The 20,399-nt window shown below is 57.7% G+C and carries 16 protein-coding genes; 6 read left to right on the forward strand and 10 right to left on the reverse strand.

Going from position 1 to position 20,399, the window contains the following annotated elements; genetic code table 11:
- Positions 1-57: 57 nt before the first annotated feature.
- On the forward strand, positions 58-591 hold the full coding sequence (locus L6D82_RS03250; RefSeq protein WP_085747029.1) for a GNAT family N-acetyltransferase: 534 nt from the start codon (positions 58-60) through the stop codon (positions 589-591).
- Positions 592-711: 120 nt separating this feature from the next.
- Here L6D82_RS03250 and L6D82_RS03255 read toward each other — a convergent pair whose 3' ends face one another.
- The gene (locus L6D82_RS03255) at positions 712-2,340 is read right to left on the reverse strand and encodes a glucan biosynthesis protein D (protein WP_007954654.1); all 1,629 of its coding nucleotides are present in this window, start codon (positions 2,338-2,340) and stop codon (positions 712-714) included.
- 403 nt (positions 2,341-2,743) lie between these two features.
- Here L6D82_RS03255 and L6D82_RS03260 point away from each other — a divergent pair, with 403 nt between their 5' ends.
- Positions 2,744-2,929, forward strand: a complete 186-nt coding sequence (locus L6D82_RS03260; RefSeq protein WP_007954656.1) for a hypothetical protein — start codon at positions 2,744-2,746, stop codon at positions 2,927-2,929.
- A 446-nt stretch (positions 2,930-3,375) separates the two neighbouring features.
- Here L6D82_RS03260 and L6D82_RS03265 read toward each other — a convergent pair whose 3' ends face one another.
- The 8 genes from L6D82_RS03265 to L6D82_RS03300 form a co-directional block, all read right to left on the reverse strand.
- Positions 3,376-4,860, reverse strand: a complete 1,485-nt coding sequence (locus L6D82_RS03265) for an APC family permease (protein WP_236188059.1) — start codon at positions 4,858-4,860, stop codon at positions 3,376-3,378.
- Between the two features lie 213 nt (positions 4,861-5,073).
- Positions 5,074-6,498 (reverse strand): gamma-aminobutyraldehyde dehydrogenase, encoded by a 1,425-nt coding sequence (locus L6D82_RS03270; protein WP_207985142.1) that lies wholly within the window; start codon positions 6,496-6,498, stop codon positions 5,074-5,076.
- Between the two features lie 50 nt (positions 6,499-6,548).
- Positions 6,549-7,358: an ABC transporter permease gene (locus L6D82_RS03275; protein WP_134023666.1), complete on the reverse strand. Its 810-nt coding sequence runs from the start codon at positions 7,356-7,358 to the stop codon at positions 6,549-6,551.
- Complete coding sequence (locus L6D82_RS03280; RefSeq protein ID WP_236188060.1) at positions 7,348-8,283, reverse strand: ABC transporter permease; 936 nt, start codon at positions 8,281-8,283, stop codon at positions 7,348-7,350. The genes L6D82_RS03275 and L6D82_RS03280 overlap by 11 nt, the downstream gene beginning before the upstream one ends.
- A gap of 1 nt (position 8,284) precedes the next feature.
- The gene (locus tag L6D82_RS03285; RefSeq protein ID WP_236188063.1) at positions 8,285-9,322 is read right to left on the reverse strand and encodes an ABC transporter ATP-binding protein; all 1,038 of its coding nucleotides are present in this window, start codon (positions 9,320-9,322) and stop codon (positions 8,285-8,287) included.
- Positions 9,323-9,620: 298 nt separating this feature from the next.
- Complete coding sequence (gene ydcS / locus L6D82_RS03290; protein WP_236188064.1) at positions 9,621-10,772, reverse strand: putative ABC transporter substrate-binding protein YdcS; 1,152 nt, start codon at positions 10,770-10,772, stop codon at positions 9,621-9,623.
- A gap of 82 nt (positions 10,773-10,854) precedes the next feature.
- Positions 10,855-12,342, reverse strand: a complete 1,488-nt coding sequence (locus L6D82_RS03295) for a gamma-aminobutyraldehyde dehydrogenase (RefSeq protein WP_236188065.1) — start codon at positions 12,340-12,342, stop codon at positions 10,855-10,857.
- Between the two features lie 99 nt (positions 12,343-12,441).
- Positions 12,442-13,356 (reverse strand): LysR family transcriptional regulator, encoded by a 915-nt coding sequence (locus L6D82_RS03300; protein WP_007954670.1) that lies wholly within the window; start codon positions 13,354-13,356, stop codon positions 12,442-12,444.
- A gap of 176 nt (positions 13,357-13,532) precedes the next feature.
- On the opposite strand from L6D82_RS03300, the gene L6D82_RS03305 reads away from it, so the two are divergent.
- The 4 genes from L6D82_RS03305 to L6D82_RS03320 all read left to right on the forward strand — a co-directional run bounded on the left by L6D82_RS03305 (position 13,533) and on the right by L6D82_RS03320 (position 17,863).
- Positions 13,533-14,255: a tellurite resistance TerB family protein gene (locus tag L6D82_RS03305; protein ID WP_236188066.1), complete on the forward strand. Its 723-nt coding sequence runs from the start codon at positions 13,533-13,535 to the stop codon at positions 14,253-14,255.
- 81 nt (positions 14,256-14,336) lie between these two features.
- The gene (locus tag L6D82_RS03310) at positions 14,337-15,329 is read left to right on the forward strand and encodes a formylglycine-generating enzyme family protein (RefSeq protein WP_236188067.1); all 993 of its coding nucleotides are present in this window, start codon (positions 14,337-14,339) and stop codon (positions 15,327-15,329) included.
- Positions 15,330-15,777: 448 nt separating this feature from the next.
- Positions 15,778-16,773 (forward strand): formylglycine-generating enzyme family protein, encoded by a 996-nt coding sequence (locus L6D82_RS03315; protein WP_236188068.1) that lies wholly within the window; start codon positions 15,778-15,780, stop codon positions 16,771-16,773.
- Positions 16,774-16,861: 88 nt separating this feature from the next.
- Positions 16,862-17,863 carry a formylglycine-generating enzyme family protein gene (locus L6D82_RS03320; protein WP_102688597.1) on the forward strand — a complete coding sequence of 334 codons (1,002 nt, stop codon included), beginning with the start codon at positions 16,862-16,864 and terminating at the stop codon, positions 17,861-17,863.
- A gap of 32 nt (positions 17,864-17,895) precedes the next feature.
- On the opposite strand, the gene L6D82_RS03325 is transcribed toward L6D82_RS03320, so the two are convergent.
- Complete coding sequence (locus L6D82_RS03325; RefSeq protein WP_102718380.1) at positions 17,896-20,388, reverse strand: LysM peptidoglycan-binding domain-containing protein; 2,493 nt, start codon at positions 20,386-20,388, stop codon at positions 17,896-17,898.
- Positions 20,389-20,399: the final 11 nt, after the last annotated feature.

Genomic DNA, 20,399 nt, shown 5'->3' on the forward strand with positions numbered 1-20,399 from the left:
TTGAACCGGCGGGTTTTTTCTTGCCTGTCGTTTGGAATCGCGAAGGAATGGATCGCAATGTTGATCGAACGAGAGCTGACTGAATCGGACTTGCCGCTGCTTGCGTTGATCGACCGCAGTGAACTGGTCGAAGAGTGCTATCGCGTGGAAAACGGTGAGCTGATTCTGTATCCGGCGCGTTTCGACATGCGCGGCTGGCCCGAAGGGGAGGCGGCGGAAAATGCGCGGGTATTGGAAAAGTGCTGGCGCAGCGGCGGGTGGCTACACGGGATTTTCGATGGAGAGACACTGGTGGCGGCGGTGGTTGTGGATAACCGGGTTATTCACAATCAGGGTCTGAACATGCGGCAGTTGAAGTTTCTGCACATCAGCCGTGCCTGGCGTGGGCAGGGGCTTGGCGGGCGATTGTTTGCCCTGGCCTGCGAGCATGGTCGGGAGGTCGGTGCAGCGGCGTTGTACGTGTCGGCGACCGAGTCGCGCAATACCGTGGAGTTCTACCAGCGCCAGGGCTGCCGGTTGCTGGCACAACCGGATCCCGAGTTGTTTGCACTCGAACCTCACGATATCCACTTTTACTGTCGCCTGGACTGACGCCATCGCGAGCAAGCTCGCTCCCACAGGTTTCGGTTGTACACAAACGCTGTGATCAATCGATATCCATGTGGGAGCTGGCTTGCCAGCGATGAGGCCCGATCTGACGCCAGAGAATCATTAAGGATACTTGCGCTTGTCCGGTGCCGGCGGGAAGTACTGGTACAACCAGGTTTCGCTCAGCGTGCGATCGTTGGTGCGGATGAACAGTCGCAGCTCAACCGGCTCCACGCTGTCGTTGGTCGGGTACCAGTCGAACAGGATCCGGTAACCCTTGATGTCATCCAGCACCAGCACGCTGAAGTCCTGCACCTTACCGTTGGAGCAAGTCACCACCGGTTCGATCCCGGTGCCCTGCGGCAGGCGATCCAGGCCGCCACCGGTGAAGTCCACAGCAAAGCGACGGGCCCAGACCGGCGGGTAATGCTCACCCGGTGCCCAACCCTCGACAAATCCACCCATGCCCGAACGGGTCGCATGCACCCGCGCCAGCGGCGTGCCGACCGGCGGCAGGGCGCTCCAGTAGAGCTTGTAGCCATAGTTCAGCGAGTCGCCGGCCGCTACCGGTTTCTTCGGCGTCCAGAACGCAACGATGTTGTCGAGGGTTTCGCCGGTTGTAGGAATTTCCAGCAGATCGATGGAGCCTTCGCCCCATGCGGTTGTAGGTTCTACCCACAGGCTCGGACGCTTGCTGTACCAGTCGACGGTGTCCTGATAGTTGGCGAACTCATGGTCGGTCTGCACCAGACCGAAACCTTTCGGATCGGTGTCGGCGAAGGCGTTGAATTGCAGGGTCGCCGGGTTGTTCAGCGGTCGGCAGATCCACTCGCCGTTGCCGCGCCACATGGCCAGACGATCCGAGTCATGAATCTGCGGGTGAATGGTGTCGCACATCCGGCGCTCGTGGGTGCCGCAGCTGAACATGCTGGTCATCGGGGCGATGCCCAGTTGCTCGATGGCGGTACGGGCATTGATGTGGGCGTCGACTTCCATCACCACGCGCTCGGCCTGGCAGTCGATGTCGAAGCGATAGGCGCCGGTCGCGCTCGGCGAGTCAAGCAGGGCGTAGACCACAAAGCGGGTCGCGTTCTGATCCGGAGTTTCGAACCAGAATTTGGTGAAGTCAGGGAATTCTTCGCGTTTCTTGGCGTAGGTGTCGACCGCCAGGCCACGGGCGGAGAGGCCATATTGGCCAGTGGCGTCCACCGCGCGGAAGTAGCTGGCGCCGAGGAACGACACCACGTCATGCCGATCCAGCTCCGGTGCCTTGAACAGCTTGAAACCGGCAAACCCCAGATCGCCCTTGAGCTGCTGGGTGTCGACCGAGGTGTTCTCATAGTTGAACAGCTGAGGGCGGAAATGCACCTCGCGGGCCGTGCGAGTCTTCGGATCGACGCTATACATGCGCACCGGCTGGCGAAAACCCATGCCGACGTGGAAGAACTGCACATCGAGCTGACCCTTGTTCTCCTTCCACAGCGAATGCTCGCCGTCGTAGCGGATCGCGTTGAAGTTTTGCGGGGTCATGGTCGCCAGGGTCGGCGGCAGCACCTGTTTGGTGTCCTGATACGCGCTGCCGGCCAGTTGCTTGGCCTGGCGCTTCAGCGTCTCGAAGTCGAAGGCCTGGGCTTCACCGTCGGCGGCACCGCCAGAGGCGGCCCAGGCGCGTGCGGCGAGCAGGCCGGAGGCGGAAAGGCCGGTGTAAGCCGCAATGGCCATGGACGCTTTGAGCAAATTCCTGCGGTGCATAAATACAACCTGTCGTGGACAATCCCGCGCCGTTCCTGGCACGTACTGGATCAGAAATTACGGTTCGGACAAGCCTTCGGCCAAACGCTACGGACTAGTAACAGATGCCCGCTAGCTTAATCGGTTCGCCGATTTTGCAAAATTCATTGATAGCACGGCGACAGCGTCTCAATGAAACAAGACGTTACGGTTATTTATCTCACAGACTTTTCTGATTTATAGGGCATATCTGCTTTTTTCGACTAATTACTCTAAAAACAGCTTTTCAGCGCCGATTTAATTTCTATTCTATGGGCATCGCCGGTCACGACTCATCCGACCGGCAGGGCTCAAATCGCTGCTTAAAGGAGCAGGGCGATGCGGTTTTCGAAAATTTCTGACGTACTGGAAAAGGACATCGTCCATGACAAAAGGACAAGGCATCACCGAAATGTTGGGCATCTTTCCCTGCCTCACCAACGTCCGGCGAAGACGCCGGCTCAGTCCTGACGAACTGAAACTGGTGGAGCGTTACCGGGAGTTGTCGGAGAGCGACCGGATTGCGATGCGGTATCTGGTGGATGCGATGAGGAGTGTTTCGCGGTTTTGAAGTGAAAAACCAAAGGGGTGGACTGTGAAGTTCGCCCCTTTTTCATTCTTGAGACTTACCGGGGATACTGCGGTTGCATCCACCCCTTCGACAAGTTGGGTGGCGAACCGAGTGGCGTTCGAAGTCGGGTTACTTCCCGTCAACACGGCAAACCCGGAAGGCCCGCGCCACGCGGCCCGCCATAACGCAGAACTGAGGTTCGGAATAACCACAGTTCAATGAAGGGCAAACACCGTGTTGACAGATTTCCGGCTTCGACCTCAGCTAATAATTGGGCTGCAACGGGACAAAGCCTATCGGTCAGGCGCTAGCGGCGCCAAGTCTACTCTGCCGACGCCATTTGTAGGAAAGGGGACTGAATGCTGAGGGTTCGGTCTGTAGGAAGCGAGTAACTGACGCTGAAAGAAATCAGCCCCGAAATTGTGATAAATCCGGGGCTGTTTTTCTTAGCGACTAACTTTCCAGGCATCCCCAGCCGGCGCCTTCCCATGGTCATACGGCTTGCCAATCCACATATAAATCAACCCCAGCCCAATCACGATCACCGTGCTCAGCACCATCGCATAGTTGATGTACCACGCTGCATCCGGTGTGCGGGGCCAGGCCATGTTGATGATTGCGCCGACGCCATACACCAGCGCGCCGATGTTCACCGGCCAGCCCCAGGCGCCGAGGGTGAATTTGCCGCTCGGTTTCCAGCCTTTGCTGCGGGCGTACAGGGCGGCGAGGACGATCATCTGGAATGCGAGGTAGATGCCGATGGCGGCGAAGCTGACGATGGTCGCTACGGCGTCTTGCAGGAAGAAGCCGAGGGCGATGATCAGGCCGGGCAGGACGCCGGACACGAACAGTGCGGCAACTGGAACCTGGGTCGTAGGAGAAATCTTTTTCAGCAGTCGGCTGCCGATGACCATTTCATCGCGGGCGTAGGAATACAGCAGACGACTCGCCGCCGCTTGCAGGCTGATGACGCAGGAGATGAAGGAAATCATTACCACGCCCATCACCACTTTCGAGCCGACCGGGCCGAAGGCGTTGTTGAGGATGGTGGTGACCGGGTCCTTGTCGGTGCCGTTGATCACCGCCTGCATGTCCGGCACGGCGAGGATCAGCGCGAGGCAAGCGAACATCGCCGCGATGCCGCCGATGTAGATGGTCATGCGCATGGCCACCGGGATTTTTGCGCTCGGATTCGGGGTTTCTTCGGCCACGTCGCCGCAGGCTTCGAAGCCGTAGTAGAGAAACATTCCGGCCAGCGAGGCAGTGAGGAAGGCCGGTAGGTAGGAGCCGTCGACGCTGATATCGAAGGTGTTGAACAGCACGCTGATCGGCTGGTGACGCTCGAAAATCAGCAGGTACACGCCGACGATTACCGCGCCCACCAGTTCGCAGAGGAAGCCGAACATGGCGATCCGCGCCAGCACTTTGGTGCCGCTGAGATTCACTAGGGTGGCGAACAGGGTCAGCACCAGGGCGATCACGATGTTGGTGTTGTTACTCGGCTCAAAACCCAGCATGGCCGCGAGGTACGGGCCGGCGCCGACCGCAACGGCGGCGATGGTCACGCACAGGGCGATGGAGTAGATCCAGCCGACCATCCATGCCCATTTCTTACCCACCAAGCGACGCGCCCAAGGATAAACGCCGCCGGAAATCGGGAACTGCGACACCACTTCGCCGAAGACCAGGCACACCAGCAGTTGCCCGCAACCGACCAGCAAATAGGCCCAGAACATCGGTGGCCCGCCAGCGGCCAGGCACAGGCCGAACAAGGTATAAACCCCTACGACCGGTGACAGATAAGTGAAGCCCAGCGCGAAGTTTTCCCACAGGCTCATGCTGCGGTTGAAGTTGGAGGTGTAGCCCAGCTGGCGCAGTTGTTCGGCATCGCTGTCGGCAACGGCGGCTGAGAGATCGGGTGATGCACTCATGTGTGTTTGCTCCGTGAAATCGGCAGATTTCGGATGGCCGAAACCGTGGCGGGGCTTGGTAAGCGCCGCCCGGATCGGTAGTTATTGTTTTGAATGCCTGGTGATGCGTAATGCCGGTTTTCTTCCTGAAACCGGAGTGACGCCATCGCTGGCAAGCCAGCTCCCACAAGAGCTGCACTGAACCCTGTGGGAGCTGGCTTGCCAGCGATGCTTTTAGTGCTTGAACATCACATGCCGAACCGTGGTGTAGTCCTCCAGCCCGTACATGGACATGTCCTTGCCGTAGCCGGACAGTTTCTGACCGCCGTGCGGCATTTCGCTGACGAGCATGAAGTGCGTATTCACCCAGGTGCAGCCGTATTGCAACCGCGCGGACAGGCGATGGGCGCGTCCTACATCCGCGGTCCACACCGAGGACGCCAGGCCGTAGTCCGAATCGTTGGCCCATTCCAGTGCCTGGGCTTCATCGGTGAATTTGGTCACCGACACCACCGGCCCGAACACTTCACGGCGGACGATTTCGTCGTCCTGCTGCGCATCGGCCAGCACCGTCGGTTCGAAGAAGAAGCCGTTGCCTTCGACAGCCTTGCCGCCAGTGATCAAACGAATGTGCGGTTGCGCCACGGCGCGTTCGACAAACCCGGCCACGCGGTCGCGATGCTGGGCGGTGATCAACGGCCCGAGTTCGGTGGACGGATCATCCTGCAAGCCGTACTTGATGCTGCTGACCGCCGCGCCGAGCTTCTCGACGAACTTGTCGTAGATGCCTTGCTGGGCATAGATCCGGCACGCGGCGGTGCAATCCTGGCCGGCGTTGTAGAAACCGAAGGTACGAATGCCTTCGACCGCAGCATCAATGTCGGCGTCGTCGAAGATGATCACCGGCGCCTTGCCGCCCAGTTCCATGTGCATGCGTTTGACGCTGTCGGCGGTGCTGGAAATGATGTTCGAACCAGTGGCGATGGAGCCGGTCAGCGAGACCATGCGCACTTTCGGATGGGTCACCAGCGGGCTGCCTACGCTCGGCCCACGCCCGAACACCAGATTGAGTACACCGGCCGGGAAAATATCCGACGCCAGTTCGGCTAGACGCAACGCAGTCAGCGGGGTTTGTTCCGACGGCTTGAGCACCACGGTATTACCGGCGGCGAGGGCCGGAGCGATTTTCCAGGCGACCATCATCAGCGGGTAGTTCCACGGCGCGATGGAGGCGATTACGCCCACCGGGTCGCGGCGGATCATCGAGGTGTGGCCGGGCAGGTATTCGCCACCGGCCGAACCACTCATGCAACGGCTGGCGCCGGCGAAGAAACGAAACACGTCGGCAATCGCCGGGATCTCGTCGTTCAGCGCGGCGCTGTAAGGTTTGCCGCAGTTGTCCGATTCCAGTTTCGCCAGCTCTTCGCCGTGGGCTTCGATGGCGTCGGCGAGTTTGAGCAGCAGCAGCGAACGGTCTTTCGGTGTGGTCTGCGACCATTCGGCGAAGGCACTGTCGGCGGCGCGCACGGCGGCATCGACCTGGGCCTCGGTGGCCTCGTTGATTTCCACCAGCACTTCGCCGCGCGCCGGGTTGAGCACCGGTTGCGCCGGGCCTTCTCCGTTGACCAGTTGGCCGTTGATCAAGAGTTTGGTTTGCATGTTGTTGTCCTCTTTCTACTGCAAATTCAGGGTGGGAAAGGTCAGGGAAATCATTTGCCGCCGCTGCCGGCCACGCTCTCGCCACCCCGGGTCAGGTAGTAGGCGCCGAGGATCGGCAGCATGGTCACCAGCATCACCAGCATCGCCACGACGTTGGTCACGGGTACGTCCCGTGGGCGGCTCAACTGGTTGAGCAGCCACAGCGGCAAGGTGCGTTCATGGCCGGCGGTGAAGGTGGTGACGATGATTTCGTCGAACGACAGCGCAAACGCCAGCATGCCGCCGGCGAGCAGCGCCGAGCCGAGATTCGGCAGGATGATGTAGCGGAAGGTCTGCCAGCCGTCGGCGCCGAGATCCATCGACGCTTCGATCAGGCTGTGCGAAGTACGGCGCAGACGGGCGATGACGTTGTTGTAGACGATCACCACGCAGAAGGTCGCGTGGCCGACGATGATGGTGAACATCCCCGGCTCGATCCCCAGCGTCTTGAAAGTCGCCAGCAGCGCGATCCCGGTGATGATCCCCGGCAGTGCGATGGGCAGGATCAGCATCAGCGAAATGCCCTGTTTGCCGAAGAAGTCCCGGCGGTACAGCGCCGCCGAAGCGAGGGTGCCGAGCACCATCGCGATCAGCGTGGCGATGGCCGCGATCTGTAAAGACAGCTTGATCGCTTCCAGCACATCCGGCCGCGAAAACGCCACGCTGAACCAGTGCAGCGTGAAGCCTTTCGGTGGAAAGCTGAACGCCGCGTCTTCGGTGTTGAAGGCGTAGAGGAAGATGATCAGGATCGGGAAGTGCAGGAACACCAGCCCGCCCCAGGCTGCGATTCTCAGCCCTATGGATGCTTTGTCAGAGTGCATCGAAGGCCCCCAGTCGTTTGACGATGGACAGGTAGATGGCGATCAGCACGATGGGCACCAGCGTGAATGCCGCAGCCATCGGTATGTTGCCGATCGCGCCTTGCTGCGCGTACACCATGCTGCCGACGAAGTAGCCCGGCGGCCCCACCAGTTGCGGCACGATGAAGTCGCCCAACGTCAGTGAGAACGTGAAGATCGAACCGGCTGCGATGCCCGGCACCGATAGCGGCAGAATCACCTGCATGAAGGTCTGGCGCGGCTTGGCCCCGAGGTCGGCGGAGGCTTGCAGCAACGACGGCGGCAGGCGTTCCAGCGAGGCCTGGATCGGCAGGATCATGAACGGCAGCCAGATATAGACGAACACCATGAACCGGCCCAGATGCGAGGTCGACAAGGTGCTGCCGCCGACCCCGGGAATCCCCAGAATGAACTGCAGAACCGGCTCCAGCCCCAGGTGCTGAACGAACCACTGCGCCACGCCGCCCTTGGCCAGCAGCAGCGTCCAGGCGTAGGCCTTGACGATGTAACTGGCCCACATCGGCATCATCACCGCGATGTAGAAAAACGCCTTGGTCTTGCCGGTGGTGTAGCGCGCCATGTAGTAGGCAATCGGGAACGCGACGATGGCGCTGGCGATCGACACCACGACGGCCATGCTCAGTGTGCGCAGAATGATGTCGAAGTTCGACGGCTGAAACAGCGCGGCGAAATTGGCCAGGGTCAGGTCCGGGGTGACCGCCATGGTGAAGTCGTCGAAGGTGTAGAAACCTTGCCACAACAGCATCAGCAGCGAGCCCAGATAGATCGCGCCGAACCACAGCAGCGGCGGCACCAGCAGCATCGACAGATACAGATTCGGCTTGCGATAGAGCAGGTTGGAAAACCTGCGCAAAGGCGCCGATTGAGGGAGGGCGAGGGCGGTCATGTCACACCCCGCTCGCAACGGTGTCGTGCAACGGAATCATCGCTTCCCGCGCCCAGCGTGCGCTGATTCGCTGGCCGGTCTGGTGCTGCGCGCTGCTGTCGATCCATTGATTGTTGGCCTGGCTGATGCTCAGGGTCTGGCCGTTTTCCAGGGTCAGTTCATAGCGGGTGGCGCTGCCTTGATACTGGATATCATGCAGCAGGCCGCTGACTTCGATTTCATGGCTGGCCAGCGGCCCTTCAGCGAAGCGTACGTGTTCCGGGCGGATCGAAAACGGCTGCGGATGGCCGCTGAGCTGGCGCGCCAGATCGCCACGAATCACGTTCGAAGTGCCAACGAATTCGGCGACGAACGTGGTGGTGGGTTTCATGTACAGATTGCGCGGCGTGTCGACCTGCTCGATGCGACCCTTGTTGAACACGGCCACGCGGTCGGACATCGACAGCGCTTCGGTCTGATCGTGGGTTACGAAAATGAAGGTGATGCCGAGCTGGCGTTGCAGCTTCTTCAGTTCGCTCTGCATCTGTTCGCGCAGCTTCAGATCGAGAGCGCCCAACGGCTCGTCGAGCAACAACACTCGCGGGCGATTGACCAGGGCGCGGGCGAGGGCGACGCGCTGGCGCTGACCGCCGGACAATTGCACCGGTTTGCGGACGCCGTAGCCGCCGAGGGCGACCATGTCCAACGCTTCTTCGGCGCGTTTGTGGCGCTCGTACTTGTTCACGCCTTTGACTTTCAAACCGTAGGCCACGTTGTCCAGCACGTTCATGTGCGGGAACAACGCGTAATCCTGAAACACCGTGTTTACGTCGCGTTGATAAGGCGGCAGACCGGCGGCTTCGGCGCCGTGAATGCGGATCGAGCCGGCGCTCGGTTGTTCGAACCCGGCGATCAGGCGCAGGCACGTGGTCTTGCCCGAACCGGAGGGGCCGAGCATGGAAAAGAACTCGCCGTCCTGGATATCGATGGAAACCCGGTCAACGGCCTTCACCTCGCCGAACTGCCGGGAAACGTTGGTGAACTGGACTGCAAGCGTCATGATGCGGTGCTCCGAAAAGGCGAGGGCCGTCGCAGCGGCCCTGCCTGGACTTCTGAAAAAACTGGATCGTTTGGCGGTGTATGCCCGTGTTGGCTCACCTGTTTGATGAGGGCGACGCGGTTCGCTTTTAGCTCCCTCTCCCTCCGGGAGAGGGCGGGGGGTGAGGGCAGCTATTTCAGCCATTGCTCCAATTTCAAAAGCAAAGTCAAAAGCCACCCCCTCATCGGCACGCCGCCCGCCCAGCCCTCTCCCCCAGGGGGGCGAGGGGGAAAGGGAGCAGACCGCGTTGTTCCAAGTTTTATCTACCGCCCATAATCGCAATGTAGTCCTGCGTCCACCGGCTATACGGCACAAACTTCCCACCCTCAGCCTGCGGGGTTTTCCAGAACGCGATCTTGTCGAACTGATCGAACCCGTTGGTCTTGCAGCCTTCAGCGCCGAGCAACTCACTGCCCTGACACGCCGCCGGAACCGCCGGCAACGAACCGAACCACGCCGCCACATCACCCTGGACTTTCGGCTGCAACGACCAGTCCATCCACTTGTAGGCGCAGTTCGGGTGTTTGGCCTCGGTGTGCAGCATGGTGGTGTCGGCCCAACCGGTGGCGCCTTCTTTCGGCACGGTCGACGCGATCGGCTGTTTCTCGTTGATCAAGCCGTTGACCTGGTACGGCCAGGCGCTGGACGCGACCACGCCTTCGTTCTTGAAGTCGCTCATCTGCACCGTGGTGTCGTGCCAGTAGCGGTGAATCAGCTTCTGCTGCGCACGCAACAGTTCCAGCACAGCCTTGTACTGATCTTCAGTGAGCTGGTACGGATCCTTGATCCCCAGTTCAGGCTTGGTGGATTTCAGATAGAGCGCCGCATCGGCGATGTAGATCGGGCCGTCATAGGCCTGCACGCGGCCCTTGTTCGGCTTGCCATCGGGCAGATTCTGCGCGTCGAACACCACGTTCCAGCTGGTCGGCGCGGTCTTGAACACGTTGGTGTTGTACATCAGCACGTTCGGGCCCCACTGGTACGGGGTGCCGTAGGTCTGGCTCTTGACCACGTACCACGGCGCGTCTTTCAGGCGCGGGTCGAGGGACTTCCAGTTCGGGATCAACGCAGTGTTGATCGGCTGCACACGCTTGCCGACGATCAACCGCAGCGAGGCATCGCCCGACGCGGTCACCAGGTCGTAACCGCCCTTGGCCATCAGGCTGACCATTTCGTCAGAGGTAGCGGCGGTTTTCACATTGACCTTGCAGCCGGTTTCCTTCTCGAAACCGGTCACCCAGTCGTAGGCCTTGTCGCTTTCACCGCGTTCGATGTAGCCGGGCCAGGCGACGATATCCAGCTGGCCTTCGCCGGCGCCGACGGCTTTCAGCGGCTCGGCGGCCTGCAGGCTGGCGCTGGCCAGCAGGGCCGTGGTGATTGCACTGAGCAGTGCGGTCTTGTGCACGAACATGGTGAACCCTCTTCTTTAAATTATGGTCGGGGCAGTTGTGAACGCGGTGAAGCATGCCGTGGTCGGCTTGTTATTAGCGTAGTCAGAGATGCTGGCCGTGGCGGGCCATGATGTGCCGCACCACGCTGTAGTCCTGTAGCGAATCGCTGGATAAGTCTTTGCCGTAACCGGAGCGTTTCAGCCCGCCGTGGGGCATTTCGCTGACCAGCATGAAATGGCTGTTGATCCAGGTGCAGCCGTATTGCAGGCGTGCGGCGACCTGCATTGCCTTGTCCAGGTTCTGGGTCCACACCGACGAGGCGAGGCCGTATTCCGAGTCGTTGGCCCAGTCCACCGCTTGCGCGAGTTCGTCGAAGCGGGTCACGGTCACCACCGGGCCGAACACTTCGCGCTGGACGATTTCATCGCTCTGTTTGCAACCGGCCAGCAGCGTTGGCTGATAGAAGAACCCGGCGCCGGAATGCACCGCCGCGCCGGTCACTCGTTCGATGTGCGGCTGGCCGAGGGCGCGCTCGACGAAACTGGCCACGCGGTCGCGCTGGCGGGTACTGATCAGCGGCCCGATTTCGTTGTCGGCATCGCGTTTGCCGGCAAAGCGCAGGCTGCTGACCGCCGCGCCGAGTTCAGCGACCAATTTGTCGTGAATCCCGGCCTGGGCGTAGATCCGGCACGCGGCCGTGCAATCCTGCCCGGCGTTGTAATAGCCATAAGTACGAACCCCTTCGACCACGGCTTTCAGATCGGCATCGTTGCACACGATCACCGGGGCCTTGCCGCCGAGTTCGAGGTGCGTGCGCTTGAGGGTTTTGGCGGCGGCCTGGAGGATTTTCTGGCCGGTGACGATATCGCCGGTCAGCGACACCATGCGTACTTTCGGGTGACCAACCAAGTGACTGCCGACGCCTTCGCCGCCACCGCAGACGATGTTGATCACCCCACGCGGCAGGATTTCGGCCAGCGCTGGGGCCAGCGCCAGAATCGACAGCGGCGTGTGCTCGGACGGCTTGAACACCAGCGTATTGCCGGCGGCGAGGGCTGGGGCGATCTTCCATGCGGCCATCATGATCGGGTAGTTCCACGGCGCAATCGAAGCGACCACGCCAATCGGGTCGCGGCGCACCATGCTGGTGTAGCCCGGCACGTATTCGCCGCTGAGCTGGCCGGTCTGGCAGCGCACGGCGCCGGCGAAAAAGCGAAACACATCGACGGTCGCGGTCAAGTCGTCCTGGCGCGCCAGGTGCAGCGGCTTGCCGCAGTTCAGGGCTTCGAGACGGGCGAGGTGTTCAGCGTGTTTTTCGACGGCGTTGGCGATTTCCAGCAGGAAATTCGAGCGTTGTTGCGGGGTGGTGCGCGACCACTCGGCAAAGGCGCGGTGGGCGGCAAGGATGGCGGCTTCGACTTGCTCGGTGCTGGCTTCGGCGATCTGGGTCAGGACTTCGCCGGTGGCCGGGTTGAGGATCGGTTCGACAAAACCCTGTCCGGCGACCAGTTCGCCGTCGATCAGCAACGCGGTGTGCATGTGGGTCTGCGCGCCAGCCATTTTCCGTGATCTCTTTTCTTGTATGGCCATGTTGCTCCCTGTTCCGGGAGCCGACCGTCTTATAGATGCAGCAAGACTAGTGCGCGGCTCCGGGGTCGACAAATTCTAAATACTGAAGGTGGCATTCGATTAAATAGATGGCTTGCGTCCGCCGTGAGGCTGCTCGCGGGCCACGGTCAGGAAAGGATCGACCAGCGCGGGGCGGGCGGTGCCGCGACGCCAGGCCAGACCGACGTCGAGAGTCTGGTTGAGGTCGGCAATTGGCCGGGCTTCGATGATGTCGCCTTCCAGTGACCATGGGCGATACGTCATGTCTGGCTGGATCGAAACGCCGAGGCCCGCCGCCACCAGACTTCGTACGGCTTCGGTGGACGCGGTTCTGAGGGTGATCTTCGGTTGCAGTCCGGCGCCGCGCCATAGACGTTGGGCGTTGCGATCCATCTCGTCGACGTTCAGCTGAATCAACGGCTCCCGGGCGACATCGGCGAGGTTGATGCTGTCGTGTTCCAGCAGCGGATGCTGGGCCGGCAGCCACAAACGGTGCGGCGAGTGGGTCAGCACTTCGGTCTGCAACGCGTGGCGGTCTTCGAGGTTGGAGAGGATCAGCACACCGACATCGATCTCGCCGCTGACCAGCAGATGCTCGATGTACGGCCGTTCATCCTCCATCACCCGGATCTCGACATTGGGATAGGCGCGCTGGAAGCGGGTCAGCAAATCCGCCAGGTAATAACCGGCCACCAGACTGGTCACCCCGACAATCAACTGCCCAGCAACCTGATCGGTGCTCTGTTGCAGGCTGCGTTTGGCGTTGTCCACGGTCGCCAGAATCAGGTGCGCCTGGCGTAGGAATTGATGCCCCTGATGGGTCAGCGTCATGCCCTTGGCGTGGCGATTGAACAGGCTGACACCGATCTCTTCCTCCAGTTGCTGGATGGCCAAAGTCAGGGTCGATTGGGAAATGAACGCGGTTTGCGCGGCGGCGGAGATCGAGCCGGTCTCGGCCACGGCGATGAAATGGCGGATCTGACGCAAGGTCATCATGGAAGGTTTACCCGGTGGGCGGTTTTTATAGATTGCCTCGAGTGTATATCTATTTTCGCGAAGGGCTGCGGTGGGCCAGGCAACATCTGGAAGCACACTCGCACCCAAGTCACGGGCACTTTCGAACTAGGCTGAGGGCCTTATTGATCCGGATAACCCCAGTTTGGAGACGGAACATGAACACCCGTGGATTGCTCGATCAACTCCTCAAGTCCGGCCAGGATCTGCTACAGAACAAGGCAGGCGGGGCGCAGAACAAACCGGCGGCCGGTGGTTTGGGCGGCCTGCTGGGCGGATCTTCCAGTAATGGCGCACTTGGCGGTTTGCTGTCAGGCGCAGGCGGCGGTGCCCTGGCGGCCGGCGCCATGGGCCTGCTGCTGGGCAGCAAAAAAGCGCGCAAGGTTGGCGGTAAAGTCGCCCTCTACGGTGGCCTCGCCGCCCTCGGCGTGATCGCCTACAAAGCCTACGGCAACTGGAACGCCCAGAAAGGCACCGCCCCGCAAAGCGAACCGCAAACCCTCGATCGCCTGCCACCGGCGCAAGTCGAACAACACAGCCAGGCCATCCTCAAAGCCCTGGTCGCCGCCGCCAAGGCCGACGGCCACATCGACGACCGCGAACGCCAACTGATCGAAGGTGAATTCACCAAACTCGACAACGATCAGGAACTCAAGCACTGGCTCCACGCCGAACTCAACAAACCCCTCGACCCCACCGACGTCGCCCGCGCGGCAAGCACTCCGGAAATGGCGGCCGAGATGTACGTGGCGAGCGTGATGCTGGTGGATGAGGAGAACTTCATGGAGAAGAGCTATCTGGATGAACTGGCGCGGCAGTTGAAGCTGGAGCCGGGGTTGAAGGTGGAGCTGGAAAGGCAGGTTAGGGTGGCTTTGGTGTAAGCGGAGGAATTCAGATTTTTATGAGACAGGGCAGGGGATGTTAAGGTTTGGCCTTTGACGCACCTTATAAGGATATTGCCCGTGTTACGTCAGTTTGTGCTCGCCCTCCCGGCCATGTTTTTTCTGGCCGGTTGCGGGGCCGAGTCCGGCTCATTGCCCGTCAGCATGAGCCTGACACCGGAAAAAGTCGCGTCGATTGCGGAAACTATTAAAACCAAGTATCCGAACCTGTCCAGCGAGATGCGCGAAAAGGTCCTCAACACTGTAGTTCAGTCGATTGACAACACGGTGTTTGTCGAAGGTGGCCAGTTTGATATGGGCGACTTTGGATGGGCTTGCGAATACGATGAAAAAAATGTGTGTACGTGGCCTTGCGGGCAAGAGCCGGAGCAGCTTTGTCAAATCAGTCGTAACGGTGATGATGACTTTGTTCATTCGGTAAATTTAAGCTCTTACTATCTCTCTAAATATCAAACTACTGTGCGTGATTTTGATGTGTTTTTTACAGCGCAGGGCAAGGAGGTGTTTGATGTTAAATTTCGAGAGAGAGAAGATTTAAAGAGTATGTATTCTCCCAGGCTTCCTGCTCCGACCAAGACATGGCAAGAAGCAAAGGACTACTGTTTGTGGATAGGTGGTATTAGTGGTTATGCAGTAGATCTGCCAACCGAAGCGCAATGGGAATTTGCTGCCAGGAGTCGGGGTGCGCATATATTGTTTACAACTAATAGTGGAAGTCTGGATTTCGGTAAGAATTTTCCGATTGAAGGGGTGGGGGAGACGTTCTTCGTTGATAGGTTTCTTCCCAATTCGCTAGGTCTTTATAATATGTCCGGCAATGCAACCGATTGGGTAAATGATTGGTATGGCAAGGACTACTATGAAAACTCTCCAGTCGATAATCCGCAAGGCCCAGAAACCGGGAAGCAGAAAGTAAAGCGCGGCTCAAATTACCCGGAGGCGCCATTGTCGGCCGCTGCTGTTGTTAGGCGCTGGCCTGAGAATCCAAATGAGGAAGCGTATTATCCGGGCACGAGTTTTCGCTGTGCAATTCAAACAGATAAGCCGCTTTAAACAACAAAAGGCGAAGGATTTATTTTAAATGTGTCAATCAGTCACCTTTTTTATCGTCGAAGTCCTTGTGGCCGCTGACTAAGCCGACAGCCTCATCAATGGTCACGCACGTCAACTGATCGACGAATTCACCAAACTCGACAATGATCAGCAACTCACACCCTGGCATCACACCAAACCCAATCACCCCTTGAGCCTGCCGACGTTGCGCATGGCGAACACGCCGGAGATTGCAGGGGAGGTGTATGTGCCGAGCGTGATGATAGGAATGGAGAGGTGGTATCTGGATGAGCTGGCTCGGCATTTGAGCTGGGGCCGGGGTTGAAGGTTGAGCTGGAGAGGCAGGGAAGGGTTGGCTTTGGTGTAAGCAGAGGTATTCAGGTTTTTGTGAGATACGGCAGGGGATGTTAAGGTTTGGCCTTTGACGCACCTTATAAGGAAATTGCCCGTGTTACGTCAGTTTGTGCTTGCCCTCCCGGCCCTATTTTTTCTGGCCGGCTGCGAGGCCGAATCCGGCCCATTGCCAGTCAGCAAGAGCCTGACACCGGAAAAAGTCGCGTCGATTGCGGCGACCATCAAAACCAAGTACCCCGACCTCTCTACCGATCTGCGTGAAAAGGTCCTCAACACCGTAGTGCAGTCGATTGACAATATGGTGTTTGTCGAAGGTGGCCAGTTTGATATGGGCGACTTTGGCTGGGCTTGTGAATACGACGAAACGGATGTTTGTACTTGGCCTTGCGGACAGGATCCGGACCAGCTTTGTAATATCAGCAGTACTGGCGATGATGACTTTGTTCATCCGGTCAAATTGAGTTCCTATTATTTTTCAAAGTTTCAAGTCTCGCTGGGTGATTTCGATTTGTTCTTTATTGCAAACGGAAAACCTCTGTTTGATGCTGAAAAACGCGAACGTGAGGATTTGAAGTTTCGCTATCAACGTGATTTGCCTGCATTTACCAAAACTTGGCAAGAGTCCAAGGATTATTGTCACTGGATTGCCAGTCTTAGCGGTTATTCGGTGGATTTGCCTACCGAGGCGCAGTGGGAGTTTGCTGCCCGTAATCGCGGCCAACATATTCTTTTTCCTACTGATACAGGTAGTTTGAATTTTGGGAAAAACTATCCTGTGGAAGGAGGGGGTAGAACGTTTTCAATTGCTAAATTTCCACCCAGTCCACTGGGTATTTACAGTCTTGCAGGTAACGCGACTGACTGGGTTAATGATTGGTACGATGAGGAATACTACCGACAGTCACCAGTGGAAAATCCTCAAGGACCGGACAAAGGTACATATAAGGTTAAGCGAGGCTCCTACTATCCAGAAGGCCCAATGTCCGCCGCATCTATAGTTAGACGCTGGCCGGATAAACCAGAACAGGAAGCCTATTATCCTGGTACTGGTTTTCGCTGCGCTATTCAGTCAGAGGGACGTCTGCAATGACTGCTTTTTCAAGCGTTTTTTGCATTGGTGAAGATGACAATGTTGGTCTGGCGGTAGCGATGCTCTTAGATGTTTTAGGATGATAAGGATGTTGTCAGTTTTGTGTCGGTGGGTATTCGTCTTTGCAGTGTTTTTTATAATTTTCGGCTGCAAAGCAGAACATGATTCGCTGCCAGTCAGTAAGAGCCTCAGTTCGGAAAAGGTCGCATCGATCGCGGAAACTATAAAGACTAATTATCCGAATCTCTCCACTGAACTGCGGGGGAAAGTACTCAATATGGTAGTTCAGTCGATTGATAATATGATTTTTGTCGAGGGAGGCCAGTTTGATATGGGTGACTTTGGCTGGGCGTGTGAGTATGACGAAAGAAATGTATGTGCTTGGCCATGCGGGCAAGATTCGGATCAGCTTTGCAGTATAAGTCCTGATAGTGATGATGATTTTGTGCATTCGGTAGTGCTGAGTGGGTATTACATTTCTAAGTTTCAAGTGGTTCTGGGTGATTTTGATTTGTATTTTTTTGTAAACAAAAAGTCTCTATTCGATCAGGAGTACCGAGAGCGTGAAGATTTAAAATTTAGATATCAGCCTAATTTACCTGCGCCAACTCAAACTTGGCAGGAGGCCAGAGATTATTGCCAGTGGCTGGGGGACCTAAGTGGCTATGCGGTGGGGCTGCCGACTGAAGCTCAATGGGAATACGCTGCGCGCAGTCGTGGGAAAAAGTTTTTGTTTCCTACGGACAGTGGAAGTCTGGACTTTGGGAGGAATTTTCCAGTCGAAGACGAGGAGAATAACTTTCCAGTGGATCGCTTCGCACCTAATCCATTGGGGATATATGGTTTTTCTGGTAACTCGACTGATTGGGTTAGTGACTGGTACGGTAAAGACTATTACAAAGTCTCTCCTCTTGAAAATCCGCAAGGACCAGAATTTGGTACTCAAAAAATCAGGCGCGGCTCAACGGTCTTGGAAGCTCCATTATCTGCCGCGCCAATGGTCCGTCGCTGGGCTGTGAGCCCAATGCAAAAATATCATACGGGTGACGCAGGTTTTCGATGTGCTGTTCAGTCAGTATCATTAAATTAGTATAGAAGTTAAGGCGCTGAAAGCGCCTTTAATTAAGCCAAATTGTCAAAGTGGCTGCTCCGTCTTGCTGCTATCAACGTCTTTTCTTTACGCCAAGGCTGGCCGGGGCTCCACGCAAGCATTCCATATTCCTGCGCCCTGCTGTCGGTATTTACTGCTAACGTTCCAATGAAACGGTTAAATTGTTGCTGCTCCTTCCCATCAAGTAAGGAGTTTAGTCGATTCAGGCTTTTCATTGCATTAACCTTGCTGCCATCTTTTGAGCAGCATTCTAATACCTCAATGAAGTGTCTCCAGCTGCGTAGATGGGAAAGTAATAATACAGCAGCTTTTTCCTGGTCTTCAGCCCAGCTTTCCACAAAGCTTTCGGTTAATAAATGAAGCATCGGGCCAATGGTTTCAGGTGGTAAAATTTCAAGTGGTATTTTCTTGTTTTTTATTTTAATGGCCTGGTTGTTGATTAGATATTTTGCGAGGTTTTGGGCTTCTACCTTAGTTGCCTGTCGATCGTCCCACCAAAGTCCAATCTTCCGAAAGCCCTCATCAAATGCTTCGCCTGGCTGCGTAGCTATTCTGAACATTCCTCTTGCCATATAGTTGAAGGCATCCTTACTCACCGCCAACTGATAGTGGAAGTCTGCTTTTGATAGCGCGTTGCAAAAGACATAGATCAAATCACCAATTTTTTCTAAGTCTATCGACGTACCAAAGCCACCACCTGCACCCGGTCCGAAAACTAAGCTTGCCTTGCAATTAATTGCCAACCGGTCGGCGCGAATTTCGATACCAAAATCAAAACTCGCTCCGATTCCGAGTGCGACATTCCCCTCCGCCTTGATTTCCACCAGACTCGACCAGTCCGTACTCCCACTGTCATTCGCCTGTCCGGGCGTGATCTTGCCCACGCCTTGTTTGGTGGAATCAAGCCACTTCAATGTTCCGGTTACGGTTCCGCCACCTTGGACGCCCGCGAATGCGTTGCCCTTCAGGCCGAGGCTGCCGCCGCGTTTCTTGTCGACGGCCAGGTCGGGCGTACTCAACAGCGCGGTCACACCGGAGGCTTCTGCTTCCTTGGGTTTGTATTGGGCTTTGGCACCTGCCTGGCCTTGCGCGGTGGCGCCAAGGAAGCAAGACAATTCCACCTTGCCGTCGAGCCGGAAGATGCCGATGTCGCTGACCACTTCCTTGCCTTCGGCATTGCGGTACGGCATGCGCACCACGTAGCCACCCTGGTCGGGAAAGTAGCTCTTGAGTGCAACGGAGCCTTCAGCCAGAGAGATTGCTGCGCTGCCTTTGACGCCGAGTTCGATGTTGCCTTTGCCGGGTTCCCAACTGTTGATACCGGCACTGGCCGTGGCAGCGAAACGGAACGCGTGGGCTTCGGCCGACACCGCGTACATCGCGGAGTCCGCTTCGTTGGAGGTCCAGGAGCATTCTTTGTGCAGAGCGTTGAGCAGGTTGTCATCCTTGCTCGTCCACGATGTGAATTTGGCTTCCAGGCTGCCCAGAGGGCTGGTCTTGCGACCATCATTGACCGCCGTACGAATGTCCTTGATCAGATCCTTGGCCAGATTCTTGTCCAGTGGTTTGCCTTGCATCACCCTGGTAGGGACTTTGACACTCCAGGTGAGTTGTTCTCGGGTGCGCACCGGGATGTAGTGGCGGCGAGACGGGTCACGGAAGGAAATGTATTCGACCACCGTAATCCCGGTTTTGACCTGCTTGCCTTTCTGGGTGTCAGAGGCTTTCCCTTTGCCATGTTTGATGTCTGGTGCTGCACCGTTGGCACTGGTGGAGCTGTCGCCGGCTTCAGCTTTGCTTTGTGCGGCAATCCGGTTGCGCAGTGACTGAATCTCCGCGTTGAGCTCGGCAACTTTTTTGGCTTGCAGGCCTTCCCAGTTGGTCTCCAGATAGTTGCCTTCGAACGCGGGCTGCGGCTTGTAGCGCTGATACCAGTCACGGGCCTTTTGCACGGTCGCCAGTTGGCCTTGCAGATCCTCCTTTCGCTCGATGACAGTTTTCGGTTTTTCCACTGGGGGAGGGGAACGTTGCAGCAGGCCTGCTTCCTCGGCCTTGGCGTTCCAGTCATCTTTGACACAACGCGAGCAGGAGCAGCCAGCCTGCGGATCCTTGGTCTTGGCGCATTTGCTGGCTTCGGTCGCCTTGGCCAGATTCTGATGCAGCTCGTCCATGAGTTTTTTGACGAGGTCGCTCTGCTGCTTGAGGTCTTTCGACTCTTTTTCAGTCAGTATGTAAAAGTGTTCATCTCCGGTGATGTGTACGACATCGACCAGTTCGTCCTTGCACTCGACGGCACCTTTGACAGCCGTCGTGCTTTGGTTGTCGGCGTGTTTGGATGGTGGCAGGGCTTTGGCCGCAGGTAATTTCAGTACCCAGCCGACCTTGATGTGATTGGGATCTGTGATGATCGGGTTCAGTCCCCGAAGATCCGCCACGGAGCATTTGTTGGCGGCGGCAATGCTGCCAAGAGTGTCGCCGCTCTTAACGGTGTAGGTGTTGCTCATTGCGCATCGTC

This window comes from Pseudomonas paraglycinae (assembly GCF_021601625.1).
Lineage (GTDB): Bacteria > Pseudomonadota > Gammaproteobacteria > Pseudomonadales > Pseudomonadaceae > Aquipseudomonas > Aquipseudomonas paraglycinae.

Coding starts and splice junctions, on each gene's coding strand:
- L6D82_RS03260 (WP_007954656.1), top strand. CDS start 2,744: ATGACAAAAGGACAAGGCATCACCGAAATGTTGGGCATCTTTCCCTGC.
- ydcS (WP_236188064.1), bottom strand. CDS start 10,772: ATGTTCGTGCACAAGACCGCACTGCTCAGTGCAATCACCACGGCCCTG.
- L6D82_RS03305 (WP_236188066.1), top strand. CDS start 13,533: ATGAACACCCGTGGATTGCTCGATCAACTCCTCAAGTCCGGCCAGGAT.
- L6D82_RS03255 (WP_007954654.1), bottom strand. CDS start 2,340: ATGCACCGCAGGAATTTGCTCAAAGCGTCCATGGCCATTGCGGCTTAC.
- L6D82_RS03280 (WP_236188060.1), bottom strand. CDS start 8,283: ATGACCGCCCTCGCCCTCCCTCAATCGGCGCCTTTGCGCAGGTTTTCC.
- L6D82_RS03325 (WP_102718380.1), bottom strand. CDS start 20,388: ATGAGCAACACCTACACCGTTAAGAGCGGCGACACTCTTGGCAGCATT.
- L6D82_RS03265 (WP_236188059.1), bottom strand. CDS start 4,860: ATGAGTGCATCACCCGATCTCTCAGCCGCCGTTGCCGACAGCGATGCC.
- L6D82_RS03270 (WP_207985142.1), bottom strand. CDS start 6,498: ATGCAAACCAAACTCTTGATCAACGGCCAACTGGTCAACGGAGAAGGC.
- L6D82_RS03275 (WP_134023666.1), bottom strand. CDS start 7,358: ATGCACTCTGACAAAGCATCCATAGGGCTGAGAATCGCAGCCTGGGGC.
- L6D82_RS03295 (WP_236188065.1), bottom strand. CDS start 12,342: ATGGCCATACAAGAAAAGAGATCACGGAAAATGGCTGGCGCGCAGACC.
- L6D82_RS03250 (WP_085747029.1), top strand. CDS start 58: ATGTTGATCGAACGAGAGCTGACTGAATCGGACTTGCCGCTGCTTGCG.
- L6D82_RS03285 (WP_236188063.1), bottom strand. CDS start 9,322: ATGACGCTTGCAGTCCAGTTCACCAACGTTTCCCGGCAGTTCGGCGAG.
- L6D82_RS03300 (WP_007954670.1), bottom strand. CDS start 13,356: ATGATGACCTTGCGTCAGATCCGCCATTTCATCGCCGTGGCCGAGACC.
- L6D82_RS03320 (WP_102688597.1), top strand. CDS start 16,862: ATGTTGTCAGTTTTGTGTCGGTGGGTATTCGTCTTTGCAGTGTTTTTT.